The organism is Bradyrhizobium sp. UBA2491 (assembly GCF_002341725.1).
In the GTDB taxonomy this organism is placed as follows: Bacteria; Pseudomonadota; Alphaproteobacteria; order Rhizobiales; family Xanthobacteraceae; genus Bradyrhizobium.
This window is the reverse complement of record NZ_DDOP01000025.1, coordinates 1-25,385: the sequence shown is the minus strand read 5'-3', so window position 1 is coordinate 25,385 and position 25,385 is coordinate 1. Positions and strand designations below refer to the sequence as shown.

Genomic DNA, 25,385 nt, shown 5'->3' with positions numbered 1-25,385 from the left:
CGGCTGTCCCCCGCACGACGAATTGATGAAGTTACGGACCTATCAGTGCCGCCGAATTTGACCGCATCTGGGCCAAGTTGGGGCAATGCCTGATCATTAGCGCGACAGGGCTAACAGATCGTTCACCATGAGTGCTTGTAGCCGGCGCCGATGCTCTTGTTGATCGTGCCCTGGGGGGTCTCGCCGACCGAGCCGGAGACGGTGACGCCGTCGAACAGCTTCTGCTCGGCGCCGATCCGGCGCAGCCATTTGTCGTCGGAGGCGGACAGCGTCTGGCCGGCGGTGATGCTGGTGCCGGTGTCGTTGACGGACAGCCGTGCCGACTGGTCGGTGTTGTAGCTGCTCGACGGGCGGCCGACGATGCCCGGCACCGGGACCACGCCCTGCTGGATGTAGTTGTAGCCGTTCTGTAGCGTCAGCGAATACTGCTCCGACAGCGGCACCGACTTGCTCAAGGAGGTGCCGACCTTGCTCTGGTCGGCGCCCGGATCGACCCGCGCCTCGACCGAGGTCTTGTCCCAGATCGAAGCCACGCCGCCGGTCGAGATCGCGGCCCAGGCCGAGCCGCCGGACTGCGGCAGGTTGCCGCCATTGGCGAGCCGCTCCGACAATTGCTCCGACGTCGTCATCGTACCCTGCCTGGCGACCGTCATGTCGGCGCCGATGCGGGTGTCGAGGAACGGCGAGATCGACTGCTTGACCGACACTGCCGACGAGCCATTGGCGTTGTTGTTGGTAGTCCAGGCTGGATCGTTGCCGGCGGTGCTGCGCTTGGCCGCGCCCTTCGGTGCCAGCGAGGGCAGGTTGGTGGAATCAGTGTCGAGCTGGCTCCAGTCCAGCTTGCTCTCGTCGATGTCCTTCAGGATGTCGGCGTCATTGGCATCGGCGGCCGGCGCCTGCTCGGCCGGCGCCTCGACGTCGTCCGCGGCGTTGTTCTGCGCGGCAGGGGTGATCTGCAAGGGCGGGAACTGGGCGGCGGCCGAAAACGCCATCGCCATGCTGAAGCCGGCCGTCAGCACCGGCAGCCTTGCCCAGCCAAATCGTGATGTGGAAGTCATTCCCAGCCCGCAAATTCCAGCGCCGCAACATGCAGTTGCCGTGGCGCGAAATTGTGGCAAAGGCACTCTGGAGGCAAGTGATAGACGCGTGATCGTCATGTCCGGGACAACGCCAGGCGCGATCGCGCCTGACGTCCGCGCGCGCGGCCGTTCGGGGCTGGCAAAACAGGCCGCTGCTGCCGGCGCTTCAACGCGAAGTCAGGCTTCGCGCTTCGGCCCCGGACATGACGAAGGCGTGAAATCGCCGACCCGTCAGACCGCGATCCGCGGCAGATGGATCGGATAGCCGACGGTCTGTTCGACCAGGTCGAAGCTGTCGACCAGCATGCGGAAGCTCGTCAGCTTGCCAGTCTTGAACTGCGCGAAATGCGCGATGCGGAGCGAGATCGGCTTGTTGGAGTCCAGCGCGGTCAGCGAATAGCGCAGCATCGAGGCCGCGGAATCGGTGCCGAGCATGATCTGCTCACGGTCGAAGCGGTGGACCCGCAGGTTCTCACCGATCTGCCTGATCACCTCAAGCACGGCGGTCTTGCCGCGGCGCGAGCCGAAGAAGGAAAACAGGTCGATCGGCCCGTAGATGGCCCATTCGATTTCGTCATCGAGCAGCGGCTCGATGTCTGCAAGCTGGCGTTCGTTGATCGCGCGATGCAATGCGCGCGAAAAACGCCAGAGGCTGTGCTCTGTCATTTTGGTCTGGTCCTGAAACTGGATTTTCAAAGCAAACGAATGGCAGGCGGTCAGCGCCGACGCCGTGCCAGGTTGCTGCACTTCACTATTAAGCGCTCAAATAGTGCGGATCGGCAAAAACGCAAATGACTTTTTTGCAATGCACAATTGCACGCGTTCTTGCCGAAATGTGAACGCCGCCTCTGGACTCCGCATCCACTTCACCCGAAAGCGCTTTCAGCGGTCGCGTTGCCGCGCCGGCTGTCGTTCGATCACGATCTCGGCGTCGCGGATCGCGACCACGGCGAACAGCAGCGCGCCGCCGATGCCACCGATCGCCGCGCCGAGCGGCATGAAGGTGAAGAACACCAGGGTTCCGCTGTCGAGACCCGAGGTCTTCGCCAGTCCGATCCAGGCAAGCCCGGCCCCGATGCCGAGAGCGGCACCGCCGAGAGCGCCCAGTGCAAGGCCAAGCACGGCGAGCAATGCGATTTTCATGGTGATCTCAGCCCCGACCACGACAAGCCCTGTGTGATAGGTCAGCGCCGCGCCATCGAGGTTCAACGCGCGCTGGCGAATTCGCACGGCGCGCGCAGAGAAGGCTAGAGCGAGTTGAGTCTTGATCAAATTGGCCTGACGCGCCCTCGTTCACCTCTCCCAAGGGAGAGGTGAATCGCGTTCGTGGCCGAACCGATTCAACCTGACTTCATCCCGATCTAGGAAACGGTCTGCCCGGTCAGCGCCGCCGCGATGTCGCGCTCCAGCACCTGCTGGACCAGGTCGAAGGTGTCGATGATCTCGCGGATCTCGGTGATCTTGCCGTCGCGCAGCGTGTAGAACACCGCGACGTCGAACTGCACCACGCGGCTGTTGTTGCGCTTGCGGAAGAACACGCGCAGTTGCGCCGCGACCTTGTCGCCTTCGGCCACCACGGTCGGCGCCTCGTAACGCATGTCGGAATAGCGCTCGTGGATCGTGGTCCACATCTGGCGCAGAGCGGCCTTGCCACGGTGCTGGCCCATATGCGGCAGGATGTCGATCGGGGCGTTGGCGAGAAACGCGACGTCGTCGCTGCAGCGCTCCAGCGCACCCTCGATGCCGCCGGCATAATAGACGTCGAGGAAGTTCAACACGCGCTGCCGGTTCAAGTCCTCGCCCATATTCGACTCCGCCGGTTCCATCCGACTCTCGCTGGCCCGCATAGTGAACCCAAGCGTTGCATAATCAAACACATGTTTGACGCGCCAGAGTGGAAATGGTTCAGCAACCAGCGCGTGTATCGTGGGGCGTGGGCGCGGGATGTCGCGTCGCGCTCGGCCTTGCCGTGGAACCGGCGGCTCGTATGCTTGGTGGCGGAAGGCGGCCAAACAGAGCCGCCGCCATGGGGAGAGACCAATGAAGCGCATCACCCCATTCGCCACCGTTCTGGCGCTGCTCGCATGCCCGGCGATGGCGCCGGTGCTCGCCCACACCCCGCAGCAGCCGCCGCACCAGCTCTACAATGAAGGCGACCTCAAGCTCGAAAGCGGTGAGGCGATCAAGGATTTCTCGATCTCCTACGTCACCCACGGCACGCTGAATGCGAAAAAGTCCAACGCCATCCTGATGGTGACCGCGATCTCGGGCAATCATCACCGGCTCGATTTCATGATCGGCCCCGGCAAGGCGCTCGACACCGACAAATATTTCATCGTCTGCACCGATGCGATCGGCAACGGGCTGACGACCTCACCGAGCAATTCGAAGGCGCAGCCGCGGATGCAGTTCCCGAAATTCGTCATTCGCGACATGGTGGAATCGCAGTACCGGCTGATGAAGGAGAAGCTCGGCATCGACCATGTCGTGGCGGTGGTCGGGCCCTCGATGGGCGGCATGCAGGCGCTGCAATGGGGCGTCAGCCATCCCGGCTACATGGACGCGCTGGTCGCGATGGTGCCGCTGGCCAAGACGCCGGCGTGGTCGGTCGCGGTAATGGAGGCCTCGCGCAAGGCGATCATGAACGATCCGGCGTGGAAGGACGGCAATTACGAGGCGGCGCCGGAGAAGGGCCTGCGGCTGTTCCGCGACATCGTCGCGCTGCTCGCGGCGCGCACGCCCGACATGTATGTCGGCCAGTTCAAGTCCGGCCCCGACGTGCTGCCCTGGATGGCCGAGCAGGAGAGCGCGCTGTGGAAGCTGTTCGACGCCAATGACTGGATCTACCAGAGCTGGGCCTATGACCGGCACGATGTCGGAACCACTCAAGGCTTCGGTGGCGACACCGCGAAGGCGCTGGCCTCGATCAAGGCGAAGACGCTGATCCTGACCGGCACCAAGGACCTGCTCAATCCCGAGTTCGAGCCGAACGAGATGGGCAAGAACATCCCCTCCGTGACCATCAGGACGATCAGCCCGGGCAGCGTGACCGGCCACGCCTCGGCCGGCGGTTTCTTTCCGGCGGATGTCGAGTTTCTCAATCGCGAGACCGGTGCGTTCCTCGACGGCGTCACCGACGGCGGCAAGAGGCTGAACTGATCGCTGAATGGCGCCGTTGCGGGTGTCGAACTTCCGCTAATCCGATGGCGCGACCTTGCCGGTGACGAGGTCGATGACGAACCGCCGCTTCTTCTCGTAGCCGGGCGGCACGAAGGCCTCGCCGGCGAGGAGGTCGTGATAGAGCTCCTTCGGCTTTGGGAAGCCTTCGCCGCAGGCGCTGCGGATGGTCGCGTCGTCGGCGTAGTCGACATCGACCGCGACGCTGTCGCGGCGCGGACCCGCGGCGAGGTTGGAGAGGCCGAAATATTTCGGTCCCTCGTTGCACATCACGACATTGGAGCCATAGGCGCTGACCGCATCCTCGGCGCGGAGCAGGAAGTCCGGCGCGATCTCGATCCGCTTGCCGGACTTGCGCGAGAATGCCATCCGCGTCACCGCGCTTTCGACGATGCCCTGGCCCATGTGGCCGACCAGGCAGACCAGCGCGTCCTGCTGCTCGTCCCTGGGCAGGACGATGCAATCGTGGCCCTGCGCGCCCGGCAGGAAGCGGATGAAGCGGGTGGCCCTGCCGGTCTGCTCGAACAGCGCAACGCCGCCGAAATCGGTCGCGTGCGGCTCGCATTCGCTTTCATAATTGACCACCAGCAGCGCATGGCCGGCGGCGAGGAAGCGCCCGGCGTAGCGCTCCTTGGTCAATTTGACGTCGCAGGCACGGCCGTCGGGATAGGATCTTGCCCGCGTGCAGGTCGATCCCGTGATGTTGGCGCCGGCACAGAATGTCGCGAGCAGCGCGCGGTCGCTGTCCTGCGCGAAGGCCGGGCCCCCCGATATCAACGCGATCGCCGCGCAAAGCGCCGGCGCGAGGCGGGCCAGGAAGAGGGCGATCGGTGATCTCTGCATGATATCAAGAACGCTGTCCGCAATGCCGCGGCATTTAGAGCATGATCGTGACGGCCGCGCAGCAATTTCTGTGGCCTCGGCTCGGGAACCTGTGGGGTGGCTCGGCCGTTGATGCGGCGCAATTCGATTGGAGCCGCATCATGAAATCAATTCTTCTCGTTACCGCCATTGCCGTCACCGCGCTTGCCGCCACATCGCCCGCCGATGCCAAGGGCTGCATCAAGGGCGCAATCGTCGGCGGTGTCGCCGGTCATTATGCCGGCCATCACGGCATGCTCGGCGCCGCCGCCGGCTGTCTCTATGGCCGCCATCACGCCAAGCAGGTGCGCGAGCAACAGCAGCAGCAACAGGCGCAACCCTCGCAGCAGGAGAAGCTGTAGGATCAGTCGTGACGTCGCACCGGGAATGTGGAGTCACATTCCGGGAACGCCGCCCGCGGGGGCGGCGTTGTCTCCTTGCGTAACGGAGACGATGATGACGAAACCAAGGACCAAGACCATCCAGCCCGTTCCCGACGACAACAAGAGCCATAAGGGCCCCGGCAGCACCCCAGGCGTTCCCCTCGATACCACCAAGGGCCATCGCGACGACGAGAAGCACAATATCCGCGAGCAGGCCGCGCACGGCAACCTGACCCAGAACACCAGCAACCGGCGCTCGGGGTAAGGCAGAGCTGCCAAGTCCTCCGCTGTCGTCCTGGCGAAAGCCAGGACCCATAACCACCGCCTTCGATTGTGAACGGGACCCGCGGCCCCGGCGCCGCGCGACAAATGCACATTTGGGGTAATGGGTCCTGGCGTTCGCCAGGACGACGTCGGTGGATGGTTCTCGCTTCAAGATGCCAGACAGCGCGGTGCCATCACCCGTGGAAGCGCGGTTCGCTCTGCGATCGCGTTCTCCAGGCGTGACCCGCATCACGTCGTGAACGATCTCACGCGGCTAACTTGGCGGCATCGGATCGTCCGATGACCTGAACCAGGGATCGCCGCCATGAACGCCATCGCCGCACCGAAATCATCCGCGCAGAACCGGCTCGAAGGCTTTGCGCTCACCGCTGTCCTGCAAGGCCTGCCGACGTTCGCCGCCGCCGCGCTGGTGCTGAAGGTGATGGGCGCCCCGGAAATCGTCGGCGAACGCGGCGGCGCCGCGGTCTATGTCGTGCTGGCGTCGCTGGTCTACGCCGCGCTCACGCCGCTGCTCGCCGCCAAATTCCCGAAGCGCTTCGTGCATGTCCATGCGCCTGTCTTCTTCGACGCCAGCCTGTCCGTCTCCGAGAAGGTCGCGCAGTGGCGAAGCCAGCCGACGGTCTCGCTGCAACTGATGACCACCATGATCACGATGTCGCTGCTGGCGGTCGCAGTCGCCAGCCTCCGCTGAGCTTGCACTTCCCCGCTGATCGGCCTTATCTGCTCGCATGCAGATCAGGGACGAACACCCCGAGGACGCCGCCGCGATCGGCGAACTCACGGCCGCCGCCTTCGCCGACGCGCCGCACGCCAGCGGCACCGAGGCCCGCATCGTCGAGGCGTTGCGTCAGGCCGGCGCGCTGACGCTCTCGCTGGTGGCGACGGCCGACGACGGACGCATCATCGGCCATGCCGCCTTCTCGCCGGTGCAGATCGATCGGGCGGCCGGGCGCTGGTACGGCCTCGGCCCGGTGTCGGTGACGCCCGAATTGCGGCGCCAGGGCACTGGCGGCGCATTGATCCGCAGGGGCCTGGACCGGCTTGCGGCACTGGGCGCGGAGGGCTGCGTCGCGCTCGGCGATCCCGCCTATTACGGACGCTTCGGCTTCGTCAGCGATCCCGCGCTCACCTACGGTGGCGAAGCGAGCCGATACTTCCAGCGCCGCGTGCTGAAGGGCGATCCGCCGCAGGGGGATGTCAGTTATCATCCGGGGTTCGATGTCGCGTGATGCGGCAAAGGGTGCTAACCGCAACTGCGAATTTTGGGGAATGATCTAGGATGACGCTGTTGATGACAGCGACATCTCCTCGATCCTGACTGGCACCGTGCCAAAATCGCTGAACCTCACCCATCTCGGGCGCACGCGGACATAGCCGATGTTCGGCCATGTCTCACGCTCAGGACCGTCGGGCCATGCGGCGAAATACACCCGCTTGCACGCATACAGCTCCGTGCCGGTCGGAAAGTCGGCTACGCCCTCGACCTGCGCGGTCTGCTCGGCATGCCAGCCGATCACCAGTGCGGCGTGGGGATCAGCGCGCAGGTTCTGGTATTTGCGCGAAGTGGTCAGCGTGTCGAAGATGATCTCGAGATCGTCACTGATCGCGACACCGACGACGGCGGCCTGCGGCGCGCCGTCGTGGATCGTGCTGACCACCGCGAGCCGATGCATCCGCAGGAAGGCGAGAAGCTCGGCGCGTGTCATATTTGTTTGAGCATGATCTCTTCGGAAAACCGCTTCGCACTTTGCGCTAACGCGGCCCTTCGGGTCCGGATCATGCTCTACCTCTTCTTCCATCCGCCGCGCTTGCCGGGCGCGCCGCCGCTCGACCGTGCCGACGGGCCGAATTCCGGGCCCGACTGCCGCGAGTCGGTTGGCTGGATGATGCGGCTGGTGGTGCCGAACGGTTTGGCCGGCAGCGCGCCGCCGGGGCGGAACGGCAGCGATTCCGGGCCGTGCATCTCGTCGAGGTCGGGCTTGTGCACCCGCGAGCCTGACTTGCCGCCACCGCGGCTTGCCTTGAGCGAGGTCTGCGCCGACTTGTTCTTCAGCGCGGCGACCGGGAGGTTGGCGGCATCGCCGTACTTCCTGGTGCCGGCATAGGCGCCGGCCTGCTTCTGCACGTTGCGCTGCTTGGCGGTGGGGTCGTCGACCACGGCCATCTCGGTGGCACGCAGCCGCTTGACCTCGTCGCGCAGGCGGGCGGCTTCCTCGAAGTTCAGATCGGCGGCGGCCTCGCGCATTCGCGTTTCGAGGTCGCTCAGCACGGCCTCGAAATTGTGCCCGATCGAGATCACGTCGTCGGCCATGCCGCCGTCGCCGATCTCGACCAGCACGTGGTCGCGTTCGTAGACCGAGTTGAGGATGTCGCCGATCGACTTCTTGACGCTCTCCGGCGTGATGCCGTGGGCTTCGTTGTATTCGACCTGCTTCTCGCGGCGCCGCGTGGTCTCGGCCATCGCGCGCTCCATCGAGCCGGTCATCTGGTCGGCATAGAGGATCACCTTGCCGTCGACGTTGCGCGCGGCGCGGCCGATGGTCTGGATCAGCGAGGTCTCGCTACGCAGGAAACCTTCCTTGTCGGCGTCGAGGATCGCGACCAGCGCGCATTCCGGAATGTCGAGGCCTTCGCGCAACAGATTGATGCCGACCAGCGCGTCGAACGCGCCGAGGCGGAGATCCCGGATGATCTCGATGCGCTCGATGGTGTCGATATCGGAGTGCATGTAGCGGACGCGGATGCCCTGCTCATGCAGATACTCGGTCAGGTCCTCGGCCATCCGCTTGGTCAGCACCGTGATCAGCGAGCGATAGCCGGCCGCGGCGGTCGCGCGCACCTCGCCGACGAGGTCGTCGACCTGGGTGCGGGCCGGGCGGATGTCCACGGGGGGATCGATGAGGCCGGTCGGGCGGATCACCTGCTCGACGAACACGCCGCCACTTTCGTTGAGCTCCCAGCCGCTCGGCGTTGCCGACACCGCGACCGTCTGTGGCCGCATCATGTCCCATTCCTCGAAGCGGAGCGGGCGGTTGTCCATGCAGGAGGGCAGGCGGAAGCCGTATTCGGCGAGCGTCGCCTTGCGGCGGAAGTCGCCGCGGAACATGCCGCCGATCTGCGGCACGGTGACGTGGCTCTCGTCGGCGAAGACAAGCGCGTTGTCGGGCACATATTCGAACAGCGTCGGCGGCGGCTCGCCGGGGCGGCGGCCGGTCAGGTAGCGCGAATAGTTCTCGATGCCGGCGCAGCTTCCTGTCGCCTCCATCATCTCGAGGTCGAAGGTGGTGCGCTGCTCGAGCCGCTGCGCTTCGAGCAGCCGGCCCTGGTCGTTGAGCTGGTCGAGCCGCATCTTCAATTCAGACTTGATCGACTTGATTGCCTGCACCAGCGTCGGGCGCGGCGTCACATAGTGCGAATTGGCGTACATCTTGATGAATTCGAGCTCGTCCTGCTTGTGGCCGGTGAGCGGATCGAACTCCTCGATGGTCTCGATGGTGTCGCCGAACAGGTTCACGCGCCAGGCGCGATCCTCATAGTGCGCCGGGAAGATGTCGATGACGTCGCCGCGGACGCGGAAGGTGCCGCGGGTGAAGTCGGCCTGGGTGCGCTTGTATTGCAGCGCCACCAGGTCGGCGATCAATTGCCGCTGGTCGATCCGCTCGCCCTTCTTCAGCGCGAAGGTCATCGCGGTGTAGGTCTCGACCGAGCCGATACCGTAGATGCAGGACACCGAAGCGACGATGATGACGTCGTCGCGCTCCAGCAGCGCACGCGTCGCCGAGTGGCGCATGCGGTCGATCTGCTCATTGATCGAGGAATCCTTCTCGATGTAGGTGTCGGTACGCGGGACGTAGGCTTCCGGCTGGTAGTAGTCGTAGTACGAGACGAAATACTCGACCGCGTTGTCGGGGAAGAAGCTCTTGAACTCGCCATAGAGCTGGGCGGCCAGCGTCTTGTTCGGTGCCAGGATCAGCGCCGGGCGCTGCGTCGCCTCGATCACCTGCGCCATGGTGTAGGTCTTGCCCGAGCCGGTGACGCCGAGCAGCACCTGGGTGCGGTCGTTGCGGTTGATGCCTTCGACCAGTTCGGCGATCGCGGTCGGCTGGTCGCCCTTGGGCTCGTAGGCGGACTTGAGCTCGAAGCGCACGCCGCCTTCGGACTTTTCCGGGCGCGGCGGCCGGTGCGGGGTCCACACCCGCATCGAGCCGTCGTCCTTGCGGAACTCGGGACGGCCGTCGCGGATCAGGTTTTCCAGTGCGTCGGCGGTGGCCTTGACGCCGAGTGCCTCCATCTTGCTGCGCGGCGGGCGGGCCAGTGCCTCGTCGTCATCCTCGGCGGTCGGCAGGCCTAGCTGCCGCGCCAGTTCCGGATCGAGGGTCGGGATGGTGGCCGAGGTGCCGTAATTGGCCTGCGGCGCCTCCTCGAGGCCCGCGGCGTCGCGCTTGGCGACGGTCTCGCCGGTTTCGCGCGTCGAGGCCCGCGCGCGATGCGCGGCGGCCTCGCCCCCGGCGCGGCGATCCCAGGAATTGTCCGGCGGCGGCTGCAAGCCGGTCCCCGAACCCATGCCGGCATCGCCGCGATTGATCGCGGGATTGAGCAGTTCGGCCAGCGCCGGTCCGATCGGTTGGACCTCAGGACGGTGTGCCTTGGATTTTGGGGTTTTGCCGGGCTTTTTCGGGGTGTTCGGTGTCTTCGCCATGCCCCGAATATGGGACGAGTCCGGCAGCGAGAAAAGGGCAAATGGCGCCCGGAATCGCGCACCGGCGAGGCTGCTGACAGCAGGGTGTCAGCAGGGCGTGCGCGCGAGAAGGCCGCCGGTTGCGGCAGCCTCCGTCGCGAAGGACCGGCCTATTTCGTGTAACCCTGGCTCGTGCAATACCAGAACGCGGTCCCCGAATTCTCGCCATGGTCGATCAGCCATTTTCGGCAGGCGTCGTAGTTGACGGCGTAGCGTTTGGCGCAGGGCTGTGGCGCCATATAGAAGCCGACGCTGCTGCTGCATTTGAATTCGGCGGCCTGTGCCGGCGAGCTTGAGATCGACAGCAAGCCGATAACGGGTACGGTCGCGAGAAGCGCAACAATCTTCATAGCCATCCCCTCTCGATTGCAGGACGGCGACCATCGCCGTCCCCGGCCACAACCTAACAGATCAGGGCTCCGCTCTCACTCGGAAAGCTGAGCGTTCGATTTGGCCGTCCGTTGGCGGGAGCAGTCAGCAGCGCGGCGCCGTCGTCACGCCCGCGGCAGGTCGACGATGTCGAGATGGATGCTGCCGCAGCCGTCGCAGCGCATGGTCCAGTATTCGGCGGCGCGGCCGGGAATCACGCGCAGCAGCGAGAGCTGGGCGGCACATTCCGGGCAAACGGTTCGGACTTGCGGCGGCCAAATCGGATCCGGCTCGCATTGCGGGACGATCGCGACCACGACATTGCCGGTCACGCCGACGCTGCGGCCGCCGGCATTGTCATGCCATGTCAGTGCGGCAGCCGGTCGATGGCTCTCTTCGCGTCGGCGATCGCCGCATCCGGATCGGACCACGCAAAGCCGATGTCGAGCGTCGGAAACGGCATGCCATCGATGACGACCGGCCTTTGATCGACCCGTTGAACCCTGGCGTGCCATTGCCCCTTCCCCACCTCGAACGACCTGATCTCAAAACCGCCGTAGATCATGCGCGACCTCGAAATGCCCCTCTCGAACGAGAGCACGGGCACGCGGGGCTAAATGTGAACCAGATCACAAATCTCGCGGTTTATTTCCGCGGTGCAAAGCAGTTCCGATTTTTTGTTTTACCGCGGCTTCTTCAGGTGGACTGCACGAAAGCGTGCTAGCTGCGGGCCGCAATGTGATCGGCGAGCGCGGCCGCGTCGTCGCCTACGCCCGACAGGAATGAGGATTTCATCTTCGACAGCCATTGCAGGCCGAGGAAATACAGGCCCGGCACGTCGGAGACGCCGTGACGGTGTCGTGGTGCGCCGTCTGCATCAACCAGCGGTATGTCGATCCAGTTCAGATCGAGGCCGTAGCCGGTCGCCCAGATCACGCTGCCGATCCGTTCGGCGCCAAGGTCGACCGCACGCAGCGGCGCCGCGAGACACGGCGGGTCGGGCAGGCGGCGCCGCGCCAGGGGATCGCCGGGATGGTCGAGGCCGCGCGCCGTAACGAAGTCGTCGACGATCCCGAGGAATGTATCGTAGTAGGCATCGCCGTTGGCGATGTTGGTGACGAGGTCGGGCGCAATCTCGAGCACACCCTCATGCGCCGCCGCCACGCGGCCGAGCAGCGTCACGCCGTCGGCGGCGAAGCGGCGGAAATCGACGGTGTGGCCGCCATAGGCGCCGGAAATCACCGGCAGCAGGCGTGACGGGCCGCGCTGCTCGATCGGAGTCTGGTCGATGCCCATCTCGGCCAGCCACCAGAACAGGTCGCGGCCGCGGTAGCGGCGCGGCAGGCGGTTATGACGCCCGACCGAAAGGAAGACGCGGCGGCCGGCGCGCATCAACTCCTCGGCGATCTGTGCGCCCGAGGCGCCGGCACCTACCACCAGCACCGCGCCCTCGGGCAGTTGCGCGGGATTTTTGTAGCTGCTGGCGTGAACCTGGAACAGCCCGGGATGCTCGTCCAGCAGTGCGGGCCGCAGCGGCCGCTGATAGGGGCCGGTGGCGATGACGACGTTGCGGGCGGCGATGTTGCCGCCGGCAATCTCGGCCAGGAAACCGGCGGCGTCACGGCGCAGCCTCAAGACCTCGACGCCGCAACGGATCGGCGGTGCGACGAAGGCAGCGTAATCCTCGATGAAGGCAATGATGTCGGCGGTGGCGGAGAAGCCGTCGGGATCGCGGTGCGGAAACGCGAACTCCGGCAGCCGCACCGACCAGTTCGGAAACTGGAACATCAAGCCGTCCCAGCGTTCGCTGCGCCAGCGCTCCGCGATCCGTCCCCGCTCCAGCACCAGATGGTCGATGCCGCGCTGCTTCAGCCGGTGGCTCATGGTGAGCCCGGCCTGACCGCCACCGATCACCAGCGTATCGATCCGTTGCTCCAGCACCGGCGGATCATGGCCCAAACGTACGATGCAGGCCAGCATCGCGCGGGCAGACGCCCGATCCCGCTGTCAGGGACCGGGCGTTCGCCGCTGATCAGTTCGCCACCAGATGCCGGTCGGCGAGGCGAACGGTGACCATGTCGAAGCGCGATTGCGCCAGCGACCGAACACCGACCTGGTGGAAGCCGATCTTGAGATATTGCTTGTCGACGTCGATGCGCAGGTAGCCGTAATTGTGGTCGTCGTATTTGGCGAGGATCAGCTTGTGGACCTTGGCGACCGGCTTGGGGCCCTCCAGATAGGTGACGTCGGAGCCGGCATTGGGCTCCTGGGCCGGCTCGCCACGACGCGGCATGACCAGCGGATTGACGTTGTGGCCGCCGTCGCCGCAGACGATGAAGGGCACGCCGATCTCCTTGAACTTGTCGAACGCCATCAGGCGCGTGTAGCGCTGGTAGTTGTGGGCGTGGCCGGACAGCACGGCGTGGGGATAGACCCCGACCTCGTGGCAGATCGTATCGATCTCCGCCCACATTTCGGTGCTGCAACCGTGATTGCCGCCGGTCCCGTCGCTCTTCGACTTGGGTGAGTAGCTGAATGGCGGGTGGTGCATCGCGATGATGACGGCGCCTGCGTACTTCTCCTGCTTGATGCGATTGAGCTGCGCGCGCAGGAAATCGATCTGGATGTTGGAGACGTCAGGCCATTTCTTGCTGAGGTTAGAGATCACGCCGGGGTCCTCCAGCGCGTTGCTGAACAATCCGATGATCCGCACGAACGGCGCATCCAGCGTGAAGTAGACGCCGGGCTGGGTCATCGCGGTCCGGTGCAGCGAACCGGCCTCCGGCGTGATGACGGTCGCAGGCGAGCAGAAATTGCGCTGGAACGTGGTCAGCGGTACCGCGTCCGGCTTGGTGCCCGGCACGATGAACGAGTCGTGATTGCCGGGGATGGCGAAGATCGGGGCCGGGTAGTTGCGGAACGGCTCATAGAACTGGTCGTAATAATAGGCCGCCTCGCCGAAATTGTAGACGACGTCGCCGAGGTGAAACAGAAAGGCCGCCGGCTCATGCTGGCCGCGGGCCGACGCGCTGTCGAGCGTGACCTGATCCGCGACGCGCAACTCGTTGAAATATTTACGCGCATTCGAGGCGCCGGAATCGCCGAAAGCGTGGAATGAAATGCTCTTGGCCTTGTTGATCTGATCGATGACCTGTGGTCCGAGCCCCCCATAGGCCGACGCAAGACTGTAGATGTCCTGCGGCGCCTGGCGGGACGGCGGAACCGCAACCACCTTCTTCTTCGCGAGATCGCCGATCTGCTTGTAGATCGCGCTGTCGCTGGGGTGCGAAACTGAAAATGCGGTCGGATCGTGCGAGGGGCCGTTTTCGCCGAAGGTCGGCTCCTGGAACAACGGCTGGCTCAACCTGGTTTGGGGGGACCGTGCCATGGCAATCTCTCCGTGATGAAATGACTGGAATGGAAGTCATTCAACCTAAGAGAGAATTGGTGTCATCTCAATACCTTTGAATGTGACGTGTTGTGTCGCTGCATCGCCGGTTCCGTCGCAGCGCGGATGATCCAGCGCCGGAACGCGGCGAAATCGCGCTGCTCGGCGTGGAAGCCGCGATAGACCAGATACCAGCGCATGCCCTTCGGCACGCTGAGCGCAAACGGCGCCACCAGCCGGCCGGCGGCGAGATCGTCGTCGATGTACGGCCGGATCCCCATCGCGATGCCGAGCCCGTCGCTCGCGGCCTGTAGCGCCTGGCCGTAGAACTGGAATTCCGGCCCGCGCGCGGTCAGCCGCGGCACGCCGGCGGCCTTCAGCCAGGACGGCCAGTCATCGGGCGAATGCGCGACGCGGATCAGGCTTGGTCCCTTCAGGTCGGCGGGGCGCTTCAAGCCGTTGGCGAGCCGCGCCGTGCACACTGGCATCAGGTCGGCGGCGAACAGCGGTTCGGCGACCAGGCCCGGCCATTCGCCGTCGCCGAGCTGGATGCCGCAGCTCCAGTCGTCGGCGAACGGCACAGCCATGCCGCCGGTCGTGATCCGGACCTCGATGTCGGGCTCGGCTTTGCGGAACTCGGCGAGATGCGGGATCATCCACTTCATCGCGAAGGTCGGGCCGACGCCGACGGTCAGGACGCGTGTGCTTGCCGACGCCGTGACCTGCGCGGTGAGGCTCGCCAGCGCGTCGAAGATCGGGGTTAGGCCGCCTTGATAGGCGCGGCCGGCAGGCGTGGTGACGAGGCGGTTGGCCTTGCGCTCGAACAGCGCGACGCCGAGCCGTTCCTCCAGCAGGTGCACCATCCGGCTGATCGCGGCGGCGGAGACGTTGAGCTCGTGGCCCGCCGCCGCGAAGCTGCCGGTGCGCGCCGCGGCCTCGAATGCCTTGATGCCGTTGAGAAAGAGCAGGCGCCGCATGAACCCTCAGGAAAGCTGATGCAAGGGCAAGATAACTCAGTTTGCCTGTCGAGGCCAAGCGGCGCAGAAATGGCGGTGACGGCTTGTATCAAATCCGAGCGCGATGGTGTGTCACCTCGCCCCGCTTGCGGGGAGAGGTCGGCGCGAAGCGCCGGGTGAGGGGGAGCCTCCGCGAGTCTCACTGCAACCTCCCTTGCTGAGACTCCCCCTCATCCCGACCTTCGCCCCGCAAGCGGGGAGAAGGGGAAGTCGGAGCGGAATTACCGGAGAGGACCAGATGACCGAGACTACAGACGCCCTGGTGCTCGACCTCGTGGAATGGGTCGCGCGCGAACCGCGGCCTTATGCTGACGTGCTCGAGGTCTGGCGCACTTCATGCCCGCGGCTGACGATCTGGGAGGACGCGGTCGACCGCGGCTACGTCGCGCGCCGTCCCTCGGTCGAGGGTATGCGGGTGACGGTGACGGCAACCGGCGAGACGTTTCTGCGCGCCCATGGGCGGATGCATTGAGGGCACCGCGTTCCTCACCTCTTCCACAAGGGGAGAGATGGACCTCCCATGCAGCGATAGTCGACGACCTTGTCAGCGTCCCGGCTCGGCGAGCCTCGGCCGGATGATTTCGACCATGCGATCGGCCGAGGTGCCCGGCGGGAAGAAGCCGAGATAATTGCCGTCGCGATCCATCAGGTAGATGTAGGCGGTGTGATCGACGGTGTAGTCGCCAGCGTCCTGCGGCACCCTGGCGTAATAGACCTTGTAGGCGTCGGCGACCTTGCGGATCGCATCGGCGCTGCCGGTCAGCCCGAGCAGCCGCGGGTGGAACAGCGGCACGTAGTCGGCGAGATGCGCGGCGGTGTCGCGCTCGGGATCGACCGTGATGAAGATCGGCTGCACTTGATCGCCGTCGCGGCCGAGCTTGTCGAGCGCCAGCCCGATCGCCTGCAAATCGGTCGGGCAGACGTCGGGGCAATAGGTGAAGCCGAAATAGACCAGCATCAGCCTGCCGCGAAACTCCTTGTCGGTGCGCTGATGGCCGGCCTGATCGGTCAGTGCGAACGGTCCGCCGACCGGCTCGCGATTCCACATCAGGATGTCCATGATCTCGGCGGCCGAGCGCGCCGATTGCTGCGGCGCATCGCCGGCGAGTGCCGGCGCCAGCGTCAGCCAGAGGCCGGCGCCGGCGCATGCGATCCCGCGCAGGATCGGCCGGATCATATGCCGAAGGAAAGGCGGCTGCCGGTGGTCGTGACCAGCACCTTGTCGCCCATCTGCGCGGTCGCTTCCTGCACGAAGTTGAGCCCGGAGCAATGCATCGGGATCAGCACGTCGGGATCGAGCTTCTTGATCTCGGCCACCACCTCGGTGAGGTAGTCCTTCGGCGCCGGCCCGAGATGGAAGCCGCCGACGATCGCGTGCACCTTCTGGATGCCCGAGACCTCCTGCGCCTGCTTCACCGAATTGACGATGCCGACATGGCCGCAGGACGAGATCACGACCAGGCCGAAATCCCGCACGTTGAAGCAGGTCGCGTGTTCATGGATGTGCTCGTCGGGCACGATCTTGCCTTCCATCTCGGCCGGCAAATAGTGGCTGGCGTTGCAGCCGAGCCCGTCCTTGATGCCGAACTCGACCCAGGTCTGCGGCAGCACGCGCTCGATGCTGCGGCGGGTGATCCTGCCGGTCGTGAACGCGTGGCCGGCGATCACGGTCGGCGTCTCGCACAGCACCGTGGTGACGCGCTGCGCAGCGAGCTGGCGGCGGTCCAGCGTGCCGAAATCGGTGAACTGGCCCTTGGTCGAGGTCGGATTGACGCGATGGCAGAAATTGTCCTCGCCGCCGGCATAGAGTTTGACGTCGGCGGGCAGCCTGTCGCGGAATTTATCGAGGAAGCCGTTGAGGCCGCCGAAATGGTCGTAGTGCCCGTGGCTCACGATCAGGGCGTCGAGCTTCGACGGATCGACGCCGGTAAGCTCCATGTTGTTGATCAGGACTTCGGGCGTGTAGCCATAGTCCAGCATCAGCGTGCGCTGGGCGCCCTTGGCCTCCGATTCCAGCCACAGCGACAGGCCCCATTCATTGTGCAGCGATTTGCGGAAGTCGGTGCCGCGCGCCGCCGGCGCAATCGAGACGCCGTGCGCCTGCTTCGGCCGCAGGAACAGGTCGAAGCTTGAATCGACCAGCACCCGGATCGAGAGCTTGTCGACGGTCGGCACCTCGATCGGCGCGGCGCTCGCGATCTCGACGCAGGAGAATGCGCCCGCAGCCGCGGCGCCGGCGAAGGCCGCCGAACCCTTGAGGAAATCTCGTCGTGCCAAATCCCGTGTCATTGCAATGCCCCATGTTCTGAAAATCGTCCAACGCAATCCCGGCCAAGCCTATGAGCAATCGGGGCGCGGCTCAATCGCGCGCTTGCGTCGGTCGCAGATCACATTCGCGCGCGGTGCAATGCGCACGCCATTGACTTGGGCGCGGGTTTGCGTCCAACTCCATGCATCCGCATCTTTCTTGCCGATGCACGTCATTTCATCTCCAGCAATGCAGGATCACGCCCATGATCGACCTCCACTACTGGTCCACGCCGAACGGTCACAAGATCACGATGTTCCTCGAGGAGACGGGACTGGAGTACAAGATTTTCCCGGTGAACATCGGCAAGGGCGATCAGTTCAAGCCGGACTTCCTGCAGGTCGCGCCGAACAACCGCATTCCGGCGATCGTCGACCACGCGCCGAAGGGCGGCGGCAAGCCGGTCTCCTTGTTCGAATCCGGCGCGATCCTGCTCTATCTCGCCGAGAAGACCGGGCAATTCCTGCCCGAGGATCTCTACGGACGTTATGACGCGATCCAGTGGACGTTCTGGCAAATGGGCGGGCTCGGGCCGATGGCCGGGCAGAACCATCATTTCCGCAACTATGCGGTCGAGAAGCTGCCTTACGCGATCGATCGTTATGTCAACGAGACCAACCGGCTCTACGGCGTGCTCAACAAGCGCCTCGCCGACCGCGAGTTCATCGCCGGCGCCTATTCGATCGCCGACATGGCGAGCTATCCCTGGGTCGTGCCGTACAAGAACCAGGGCCAGGAGATCGACGATTTCCCGCATCTGAAGCGCTGGCTGGAGACCATCGGCAAGCGCCCGGCGACCGAGCGCGCCTATGCCAAGGCCAAGGAGGTCAATCCGAATTTCGGCCAGCCCGCGATCCGCACCGAGGAAGAACGGAAACTGCTGTTCGGGCAGACGGCGGCAGTGGTGCGGTAAGACTCTCCGCGTCATTGCGAGCGAAGCGAAGCAATCCATCGAACCGCAGATGCGGAGCAATGGATTGCTTCGTCGCTTCGCTCCTCGCAATGACGGACGCGGAACGAGTGTGCCTTACGCCCCGACATACTTCGCCGGCCGCCGCTCCTTCCACGCCGCCAACCCCTCGGCAAGATCGCGGCTCGGCACCAGCGCGGCGAATTGCTCGCTCTCGACCAGCAGTCCCTCGGCGATCGGCATGTTGAGCCCGCGCGTCACCGCGGTGATGGTGCTGGCGACGCTGCCCGGCGAGTGCCTGGTGATACGGCCGGCGAGCTCGCGCGCGGCATTCAGCAATTGATCGTGCGGCACGATCTGGTTGACCAGCCCGATCTCGCGCGCATGCTCGGGTGGGAAGGGATCGCCTGCCAGCAGCAATTCCAGCGCGCGCTTGCGGCCGGCGAGCCGCGGCAGCCGCTGCGTGCCGCCGAAAGTCGGGGGCATGCCGAGCTTGATCTCGGGTTTGGCGAACAGCGCGCGGTCGCTGGCGACGGCAAGATGCACGGCTTCAGTGATCTCGCAGCCGCCGCCGAAGGCGAGCCCGTTGACCGCGGCGATGACCGGCTTCCTGAACGCTTCGAGCCGTGCCGTCATGGCTTGTCCGCGGCGGACGAAATCGCGCACCGCGACGGCGGCGCCTTGCTTGACGCTTTCCGAGAATTCCTTGATGTCGGCGCCCGCCGAGAAGGCGCGCTCGCCGGCGCCGGTCAGGATCACGGCGCGCACCGCGGCATCGCCCTCGATGCGGTCGAGCGCCGTCATCAGCCGGTCGATCAGCACGTAGCTCAGCGCATTGAGCTGCGCGGGACGGTTCAGCGTGATCAGGGCGATCCCGTCGTCGATGTCGAGCAGGATGGGGTCGGACATGGGCTGTCTCCGGCATTGCTGGGGCGATGCCGAATGTAGGCGCTGTCGCGAATTGTGTATATTCACTGGTCAGTATACATACGCTGTATGCCGAGACCCTCCGAGCCGACCCGCGAGCGTATCGTCCAGGCGGCGAGCGCGCTGTTCTACAATGAAGGCATCCGCCGTGTCAGCGTCGACGAGGTCGCGGCCAAGGCCGGCCTCACCAAGCGCACGCTGTATTACCACTTCAAGAGCAAGGACGACCTGGTCGCCGCCTATCTCGTCGCGCGCGACCAGCCGAACCTCGCGCTGTTCCGAAAATGGTTCGCGGAGGCCGAGGGCGGTTTGTCCGCAAAGGTCGAGGCGATCTTCAGGAACCTCGCGCGCTCGGCGCGGCATCCGAAGTGGAAGGGCTGCGGCTTCCTGCGCACCTCGGCCGAGCTCGCCAACATGCCCGGCCATCCCGCGATCAGGATCGGCGCCGCGCACAAGAAGAAGTTCGAGGACTGGCTGCGCGCGACCTTCGCCGAGCAGGAGATCGCCGATCCGCTCAAGCTGGCGCGACAGATCCTGCTGCTGCTGGACGGTTCGTTCGCCGTCGTGCTGCTGCATCGCGACGCCAGCTACATGGAGACGGCCGGCGAGGCCGCGCGGACGCTGATAGAGACGGCGCTGGCGAAGCCGGGCCGGAAACGGGGGGCGGGTACGAGTTGCGTTCGGGCAACATCGTTCGGAAAGAAGGGGCGTTAACCTTCTTTTGCCATTGCGCGACCACGCCGTGAGCAGACAATCCGCATCGTCACATGCTTGCAATCTGGCTCCAGAAGGGCCCGTGGAGGCTGGGATAATGAATTCGCGGCGGGTGCGGGCGGCAGCGTTAAGCGGGACGGTGGTTCTGTCGGGCTGTATTGTTTCGTGGGTTGCGACGTCCGGTGCGGCTGGCATCGAGAAGGTCGGTGCGTCGGTCACCAGTGCATCAGTTGATGATTCCCGCGCACCTACAGTCGTCGCCGATGCGGTATCAGCGACATCACCAGCAACTGCCACATCGAACGCTGCCGTCGACGGCCCTCATGCACCGACCATGAGCGAACGGGAAGCGGTGGCGACGGCCCATGCTGTGCCGATCGTGCACGAGACGGAACCTGTCGTCCGGGCCGGGTTGACCGATCCGGCACTGCCGCTGGACATCCAATCTCTGCCGGCTCCGGCAGCGGACACGCCGGATCCGGAGCCTCGCGTGGCCAGGCCGGCGGTGGACTCCGTCGAAATCCTCGACGAGTGCTGGGACGTCAACGCCTGCATCGATCGCTATCTGTGGGCGCTCTATCAAAGGACGCCCAAGGAAGACACCATCAAGGTGCCAGAGCAGAGGCAGGTGACGGTCAAGAGAAAGAAGAAGATGGTGACGGTCACCAGAACCTTCACCAGGCTTGTCGATGAGGATTTCGCCTGGAAGGATACCCAGGCAGCGGAAAGAGCCGGCATGCCGATGATGGACTACGTCATGGGAGGCGTCGATCGGAGCTTCAAGCTGAAGCTCTTTCATGTGCTTCTCGCGGCGGAACAGGCCGGCCTTTCGCCCGGTATCACCAGCGCCTTCCGGGATGACTACCGCCAGTCGATTGCAAGCGGGCTGAAGGCGGCCAGCAACAAGTCGTATCACGGCGGCAGCTTCCGTGGCGGCTACGGCCATGGGCTCGCGGCCGACATCGTCAGCGTCGACGGCGCGACACGCGACGACCGTTGGAAATCGTCGGAGAGGCTCTGGAAATGGGTCGACGCGCACGGCAGGGAGTTTGGCGTCGCGCGCCCCTACCTCAATTTCGACCCGCCCCATCTGGCGCCGATCGATGGCAAGGAATATGCCGCTCACCGCGGTGGCGGCACGACACCACAGGCGGCGCTGGACGCGAAGACGCGCAGCCGCCATGCGGCGCGCGATAGTCACGCCGCGGCGAAACGCGCAAAGACCGCGAAGTCATCGAAGGTGCGAACGATCTGAACTGCGCAAATTGTCGGCTGATGACGGCTCCGGCGTAACCCGCCAGCGTGTTACCCGAAGGGCTCGCAATGACGCTTAGAGCGCGCCGCGCTGCTGCAACAACGCCAGCACCGCGTTGAGGTCGGGCAGCACGGCTGCGCATTTCGCGCGCGTCTCTTCCGTTGGCGGTGCGATGTCCGGCACCATCAGGGTGATCGCGCCGGCGGTGTGCGCGGCGGCGACGCCGTGGTTGGAGTCCTCGACCGCGATGCAGGCCGCAGGCCGCACACCGAGTTGCGCGGCGGCCTTGAGATAGAGTGCCGGATCCGGCTTGCCGTGCGTCACGTCGTCGAGCGTCAGCAGTGTCTCGAAGCGATCGCGGATGCCGGCAAGCGTGAGGTTGCGTTCGGCGGAGCGGCGCGACGACGAAGTGACGATCGCCATCGGGCGTTTCGCCGCGGCGATGGCATCGAGCAGGGCGAGCGTGCCGGGCTTGAGCGGCAGGCCCGCGTCCATCATCCGATCGCGATGTTCGATGAAGGCCCGATTGATGTCGTCGAGCGGAAGCGCGGGGCCATAATGCTCGCGCAGCATCGCCTCGCAGACCGGGCCGGGAAGCCCGACCATGGCATGGCACAGCGCGACGACGCCGTCAGTGTAGCCGCATGCATTGAGCGCCGCGACGAGGCTCTCGAAGTAGACCTTCTCGGTGTCGAGCAGCGTGCCGTCCATGTCGAGCAGGATGGCGTCCACGGTCCAGCGTGCGTTCGCCGCTGCTTGCTGTTGCGCAAGTTTCCGCAAGCAAGCCGGGCACAGGCAGTCGCTGCCATCGCCCGGCATCGGCAGACGGAAGCTCTCGTCGGAACACCAGCACGATCCCGTCAGCGAGCAGGAGAATTCGCTGCCGCACGCCGTGCAGGCAAGCCGGCGCGGCGAAGCTTGTTCAGAACGATCGTTCGACGAGAGGTCCATTCTAACCGCGATTTAATGCACGAATTAATCTCGGGTTCATCCCGGACCGCGCTATGATGCCGCGTAACTGATATAGCCGGGATCGGCCGTTAAGGGAATTCTGATGGCCCGTGATTCGCAAGCGGCGCTGATTGCGCTCAACCGGTTCGGATTCGGCGCCCGCGGCGGGGCGGCCGGCGATTTCATCAACGCTGCATCCGATCCGCGCGGTTTCGTGCTGGCGGAACTGGCGCGTCCGAACGGGGCGCTGCTCGAAGTGCCCGGCCTGCTCTCGACGCCGGAACTCGGCAAGCAGGTGTTCGACTATCAGTTCGAGATCAAGCAGGCGCGCGATGCCGCGAAGGCGGCGCAGCAGGGCGCGAGCGAGACGCCGCCGCAAGGCGCGGACGCCACGCCGCAGCAGCGGCGTAACCTGTCATTGTCGTCGGCCGCCAAGGAAATCGCCGGCAAGGATCCGGCGATGCAGGCGCAGGCGGCGGATGGCGCCAACGCGGCGATGACGCCGTCCACCACGATGCAGTCATCGGTTAATCCACCGAAGCCGCCGGCGCAGCCGCTCAACATCATCCAGAAGACGTACCGTGCCGAGGCGCTGGCGCGGCTGCAACGCGGTGTGGTCGCCGATTGCGGATTCGTCGAACGGCTCGTGGCGTTCTGGTCCAACCATTTCTGCATCTCGGCCAACAAGGGCGCGCTGGCGCGGATGTGGGCCGGCTCATTCGAGCGCGAGGCGATCCGTCCGCACGTGCTCGGCCGCTTCTCGGACATGCTGAAGGCGGTCGAGCAGCATCCGGCGATGCTGTTCTTCCTCGACAACCAGCAATCGCTCGGCCCGGACTCGCGCGCCGGCATCAACCGCCACCGCGGCCTCAACGAGAACCTCGCCCGCGAGATCATGGAGCTGCATACGCTGGGCGTCGACGGCGGCTACACCCAGGGCGACGTGACGTCGTTCGCGCGGGTCATCACCGGCTGGACCTTCGCCGGACGGCAGGGCCAGCTCGGCGCGCCCGGCAGCTTCGTGTTCAATGCCAACGCGCATGAGCCCGGCGCCCAGCAGGTGCTGGGCAAGACCTATGCGCAGGCCGGCATCGCGCAGGGCGAGGCGGTGCTGTCGGACATCGCGCGGCATCCCTCGACCGCGAAATTCATCGCGACCAAGTTCGCACGCCATTTCGTCGCCGACGATCCGCCGCCGGCGCTGGTGGCGAAGCTGCAAGAGACCTTTACCAAGACCGACGGTGATCTCAGGGCGTTCACCACGGCACTCGTTGGGGCCAACGAGGCGTGGCAGGCGCCGCTGACCAAAATGCGCTCGCCGTACGACTTCCTGGTCGCGTCCGGCCGCCTGCTGGCGCGCAATCCCGAGGACCCGGGGCGCTATCTCAACGGCCTCAATGTGCTCGGCCAGCCGCTGTGGTCGCCAGCCGGACCGAACGGCTTTCCGGATACCGCCGCGGCCTGGGCAGCGCCTGAAGGCCTCAAGCTCAGGCTCGACATCTCGGCGCAGGTCGCCTCCCAGCTCGCCGACAAGTTCGATCCGCGCGACCTGCTCGAGCTGATTGCGGCGGATGCCGCCTCGCCTGAGACGCGGCGCACCATCGAGCGCGCGGAGACGAAGCAACAGGCGTTGGCGCTGCTGTTGATGTCGCCGGAATTCCAGAGGAGATGACGATGGATTGCTCCGAGAGCCTGATGATGCAGGCGACGTCGCGGCGGACGCTGCTGCTCGGCGGTGCCTCGTTTGCCGCCTGGGCGTATTTGCCGAAATTCGCGCGCGCGGCCGATGGCCGCGATCCGCGCTTCGTCACCATCATCCTGCGCGGCGCGCTCGACGGTCTGGCGACGGTCGCGCCGGTCGGCGATCCCGACTATGCCAGCCTGCATGGCGCGATCGCGCTGCGGCCCGATGGGCCGAACGCGGCGTTGATGCTGGATCAGTTCTTCGGCCTGCATCCGGCGATGCCGGAATTCGCGCGGATGTATCGCGCCAAACAGGCCGCGGTGGTGCATGCGGTGGCGACCTCGTATCGCGACCGTTCGCATTTCGATGGCCAGGACGTGCTGGAGAGCGGCTTCCCCGGTCCCGGCCGCGTGCAGTCCGGCTGGCTCAGCCGTGCGCTGGAGGCGTTGCCGAAGGGCGAGCGGGTGATGAGCGCGCTTGCGGTCGGCCCGACCACGCCGCTGGTGCTGCGCGGCGCCGCGCCGACCGTTGGCTGGGCGCCGACCGCGTTGCCGCAGGCCGCGGACGACACCGCGATGCGGCTGCTCGATCTCTACCAGCACCGCGATCCGGCGCTGGCCAGTGCGCTGACGCAAGGCTTGCAACTCGAGAAGCAGGCACAGGGCGACGAGATGAAGCCGAAGCCCGGTGGTGGTGGCGCGGCGGCAATGCGGCTGGTGGCGCGCGGCGCCGCCAAGCTGATGGCGGCGGACGACGGTCCACGGATCGGCGCGCTGGCCTTCGACGGCTGGGATACCCATGCCAATGAGGGCGGGCCGGTCGGCCGGTTGGCGCAACTGCTCGGCGGTCTCGACGGCGCGCTGGCGGAATTCCAGAGCGGCCTCGGCGCGCGCTGGCGCGATACCGTGATCGTGGTGGCCACCGAATTCGGCCGCACCGCGCGGATCAACGGCACCGAGGGCACCGACCACGGCACCGGAACCATCGCGCTGCTCGCCGGTGGCGCGGTGAATGGCGGCCGCATGATCACCGACTGGCCCGGTCTGAAGCCGGCCAATCTCTACCAGGCCCGCGATCTCGCCGCGACCACCGACCTGCGCGCCGTGATCAAGGGCGTGCTGCACGACCAGTTCGGCCTCGGCGAGCGCGTGCTGGCCGACACGGTGTTTCCGGACAGCGCGCCGGCGAAGCCGATGAAGGGGCTGGTGGTCTAGCGCTCGCCACAACCACGGCGTCGTCCCGGCGAAGGCCGGGACCCATTGCCACCAAACTCGATTGTTGGAAAACGCTGGAGCCACAGCGCGCCATAACTGCACACTTGTGGTTATGGGTCCCCTGAG

General features: G+C 65.6%; 28 protein-coding genes. 11 read left to right on the top strand and 17 right to left on the bottom strand.

Annotation, left to right across the window (positions count from 1 at the left end):
• Positions 1-122 precede the first annotated feature (122 nt).
• From B2W55_RS07755 to B2W55_RS07740, 4 genes are all read right to left on the bottom strand, one after another.
• Positions 123-1,058 (bottom strand): hypothetical protein, encoded by a 936-nt coding sequence (locus B2W55_RS07755; RefSeq protein WP_024584464.1) that lies wholly within the window; start codon positions 1,056-1,058, stop codon positions 123-125.
• 252 nt (positions 1,059-1,310) lie between these two features.
• Positions 1,311-1,745, bottom strand: coding sequence for a nuclear transport factor 2 family protein (locus B2W55_RS07750; protein WP_024584463.1), 435 nt, complete (start codon positions 1,743-1,745; stop codon positions 1,311-1,313).
• Positions 1,746-1,961: 216 nt separating this feature from the next.
• Positions 1,962-2,222: a hypothetical protein gene (locus tag B2W55_RS07745; RefSeq protein ID WP_024584462.1), complete on the bottom strand. Its 261-nt coding sequence runs from the start codon at positions 2,220-2,222 to the stop codon at positions 1,962-1,964.
• Positions 2,223-2,440: 218 nt separating this feature from the next.
• The gene (locus B2W55_RS07740; RefSeq protein ID WP_024584461.1) at positions 2,441-2,884 is read right to left on the bottom strand and encodes a nuclear transport factor 2 family protein; all 444 of its coding nucleotides are present in this window, start codon (positions 2,882-2,884) and stop codon (positions 2,441-2,443) included.
• A gap of 235 nt (positions 2,885-3,119) precedes the next feature.
• Here B2W55_RS07740 and B2W55_RS07735 point away from each other — a divergent pair, with 235 nt between their 5' ends.
• A complete protein-coding gene (locus B2W55_RS07735) occupies positions 3,120-4,238 on the top strand; it encodes an alpha/beta fold hydrolase (RefSeq protein WP_024584460.1) in 1,119 nt (372 codons plus the stop codon).
• A gap of 36 nt (positions 4,239-4,274) precedes the next feature.
• Here B2W55_RS07735 and B2W55_RS07730 read toward each other — a convergent pair whose 3' ends face one another.
• The gene (locus B2W55_RS07730) at positions 4,275-5,099 is read right to left on the bottom strand and encodes a hypothetical protein (protein ID WP_024584459.1); all 825 of its coding nucleotides are present in this window, start codon (positions 5,097-5,099) and stop codon (positions 4,275-4,277) included.
• Between the two features lie 140 nt (positions 5,100-5,239).
• Here B2W55_RS07730 and B2W55_RS07725 point away from each other — a divergent pair, with 140 nt between their 5' ends.
• From B2W55_RS07725 to B2W55_RS07710, 4 genes are all read left to right on the top strand, one after another.
• The gene (locus B2W55_RS07725; RefSeq protein ID WP_024584458.1) at positions 5,240-5,479 is read left to right on the top strand and encodes a hypothetical protein; all 240 of its coding nucleotides are present in this window, start codon (positions 5,240-5,242) and stop codon (positions 5,477-5,479) included.
• A gap of 94 nt (positions 5,480-5,573) precedes the next feature.
• Positions 5,574-5,765 (top strand): hypothetical protein, encoded by a 192-nt coding sequence (locus B2W55_RS07720; protein ID WP_244442319.1) that lies wholly within the window; start codon positions 5,574-5,576, stop codon positions 5,763-5,765.
• Between the two features lie 324 nt (positions 5,766-6,089).
• Positions 6,090-6,476, top strand: a complete 387-nt coding sequence (locus B2W55_RS07715) for a hypothetical protein (RefSeq protein ID WP_024584456.1) — start codon at positions 6,090-6,092, stop codon at positions 6,474-6,476.
• 37 nt (positions 6,477-6,513) lie between these two features.
• Positions 6,514-7,014, top strand: coding sequence for a GNAT family N-acetyltransferase (locus tag B2W55_RS07710; protein ID WP_024584455.1), 501 nt, complete (start codon positions 6,514-6,516; stop codon positions 7,012-7,014).
• A gap of 45 nt (positions 7,015-7,059) precedes the next feature.
• Here the strand turns inward: B2W55_RS07710 and B2W55_RS07705 are convergent, their stop codons facing one another.
• From B2W55_RS07705 to B2W55_RS07670, 8 genes are all read right to left on the bottom strand, one after another.
• Positions 7,060-7,584 (bottom strand): pyridoxamine 5'-phosphate oxidase family protein, encoded by a 525-nt coding sequence (locus B2W55_RS07705; RefSeq protein WP_244442318.1) that lies wholly within the window; start codon positions 7,582-7,584, stop codon positions 7,060-7,062.
• The gene (gene uvrB, locus B2W55_RS07700) at positions 7,569-10,484 is read right to left on the bottom strand and encodes an excinuclease ABC subunit UvrB (RefSeq protein WP_043855065.1); all 2,916 of its coding nucleotides are present in this window, start codon (positions 10,482-10,484) and stop codon (positions 7,569-7,571) included. Before uvrB ends, B2W55_RS07705 begins: the two co-directional genes overlap by 16 nt.
• A 149-nt stretch (positions 10,485-10,633) precedes the next feature.
• On the bottom strand, positions 10,634-10,879 hold the full coding sequence (locus B2W55_RS07695; RefSeq protein WP_244442317.1) for a hypothetical protein: 246 nt from the start codon (positions 10,877-10,879) through the stop codon (positions 10,634-10,636).
• Between the two features lie 138 nt (positions 10,880-11,017).
• The gene (locus tag B2W55_RS07690) at positions 11,018-11,224 is read right to left on the bottom strand and encodes a hypothetical protein (RefSeq protein ID WP_024584451.1); all 207 of its coding nucleotides are present in this window, start codon (positions 11,222-11,224) and stop codon (positions 11,018-11,020) included.
• Positions 11,225-11,259: 35 nt separating this feature from the next.
• Complete coding sequence (locus tag B2W55_RS07685; protein ID WP_029880069.1) at positions 11,260-11,457, bottom strand: hypothetical protein; 198 nt, start codon at positions 11,455-11,457, stop codon at positions 11,260-11,262.
• A 155-nt stretch (positions 11,458-11,612) separates the two neighbouring features.
• Positions 11,613-12,833, bottom strand: a complete 1,221-nt coding sequence (locus B2W55_RS07680; RefSeq protein ID WP_024584450.1) for an NAD(P)-binding domain-containing protein — start codon at positions 12,831-12,833, stop codon at positions 11,613-11,615.
• Between the two features lie 91 nt (positions 12,834-12,924).
• Entirely contained in the window at positions 12,925-14,280 is a 1,356-nt protein-coding gene (locus tag B2W55_RS07675) for a metallophosphoesterase family protein (protein WP_043855069.1), read from the bottom strand.
• Positions 14,281-14,342: 62 nt separating this feature from the next.
• The gene (locus tag B2W55_RS07670; protein WP_024584449.1) at positions 14,343-15,257 is read right to left on the bottom strand and encodes a LysR substrate-binding domain-containing protein; all 915 of its coding nucleotides are present in this window, start codon (positions 15,255-15,257) and stop codon (positions 14,343-14,345) included.
• Positions 15,258-15,534: 277 nt separating this feature from the next.
• Here B2W55_RS07670 and B2W55_RS07665 point away from each other — a divergent pair, with 277 nt between their 5' ends.
• Positions 15,535-15,768: a hypothetical protein gene (locus tag B2W55_RS07665; protein ID WP_024584448.1), complete on the top strand. Its 234-nt coding sequence runs from the start codon at positions 15,535-15,537 to the stop codon at positions 15,766-15,768.
• Positions 15,769-15,840: 72 nt separating this feature from the next.
• On the opposite strand, the gene B2W55_RS07660 is transcribed toward B2W55_RS07665, so the two are convergent.
• The gene (locus B2W55_RS07660) at positions 15,841-16,473 is read right to left on the bottom strand and encodes an SCO family protein (RefSeq protein WP_029880065.1); all 633 of its coding nucleotides are present in this window, start codon (positions 16,471-16,473) and stop codon (positions 15,841-15,843) included.
• The gene (locus B2W55_RS07655) at positions 16,470-17,585 is read right to left on the bottom strand and encodes an MBL fold metallo-hydrolase (RefSeq protein WP_024584446.1); all 1,116 of its coding nucleotides are present in this window, start codon (positions 17,583-17,585) and stop codon (positions 16,470-16,472) included. The genes B2W55_RS07660 and B2W55_RS07655 overlap by 4 nt, the downstream gene beginning before the upstream one ends.
• Before the next feature lie 224 nt (positions 17,586-17,809).
• Here B2W55_RS07655 and B2W55_RS07650 point away from each other — a divergent pair, with 224 nt between their 5' ends.
• Positions 17,810-18,517 carry a glutathione S-transferase N-terminal domain-containing protein gene (locus B2W55_RS07650; RefSeq protein ID WP_024584445.1) on the top strand — a complete coding sequence of 236 codons (708 nt, stop codon included), beginning with the start codon at positions 17,810-17,812 and terminating at the stop codon, positions 18,515-18,517.
• A gap of 114 nt (positions 18,518-18,631) precedes the next feature.
• Here the strand turns inward: B2W55_RS07650 and B2W55_RS07645 are convergent, their stop codons facing one another.
• Complete coding sequence (locus B2W55_RS07645) at positions 18,632-19,423, bottom strand: crotonase/enoyl-CoA hydratase family protein (protein ID WP_024584444.1); 792 nt, start codon at positions 19,421-19,423, stop codon at positions 18,632-18,634.
• An 87-nt stretch (positions 19,424-19,510) separates the two neighbouring features.
• On the opposite strand from B2W55_RS07645, the gene B2W55_RS07640 reads away from it, so the two are divergent.
• Both B2W55_RS07640 and B2W55_RS07635 read left to right on the top strand, forming a co-directional pair.
• Positions 19,511-20,155 carry a TetR/AcrR family transcriptional regulator gene (locus B2W55_RS07640; protein ID WP_024584443.1) on the top strand — a complete coding sequence of 215 codons (645 nt, stop codon included), beginning with the start codon at positions 19,511-19,513 and terminating at the stop codon, positions 20,153-20,155.
• A 97-nt stretch (positions 20,156-20,252) separates the two neighbouring features.
• The gene (locus B2W55_RS07635; RefSeq protein WP_244442316.1) at positions 20,253-21,410 is read left to right on the top strand and encodes a peptidase M15; all 1,158 of its coding nucleotides are present in this window, start codon (positions 20,253-20,255) and stop codon (positions 21,408-21,410) included.
• A gap of 75 nt (positions 21,411-21,485) precedes the next feature.
• Here the strand turns inward: B2W55_RS07635 and B2W55_RS07630 are convergent, their stop codons facing one another.
• On the bottom strand, positions 21,486-22,142 hold the full coding sequence (locus B2W55_RS07630) for an HAD family hydrolase (RefSeq protein WP_029880062.1): 657 nt from the start codon (positions 22,140-22,142) through the stop codon (positions 21,486-21,488).
• Positions 22,143-22,464: 322 nt separating this feature from the next.
• On the opposite strand from B2W55_RS07630, the gene B2W55_RS07625 reads away from it, so the two are divergent.
• The gene (locus B2W55_RS07625) at positions 22,465-24,033 is read left to right on the top strand and encodes a DUF1800 domain-containing protein (RefSeq protein ID WP_024584440.1); all 1,569 of its coding nucleotides are present in this window, start codon (positions 22,465-22,467) and stop codon (positions 24,031-24,033) included.
• Positions 24,030-25,259 (top strand): DUF1501 domain-containing protein, encoded by a 1,230-nt coding sequence (locus tag B2W55_RS07620; protein WP_024584439.1) that lies wholly within the window; start codon positions 24,030-24,032, stop codon positions 25,257-25,259. Before B2W55_RS07625 ends, B2W55_RS07620 begins: the two co-directional genes overlap by 4 nt.
• The last annotated feature ends 126 nt before the right edge of the window (positions 25,260-25,385 follow it).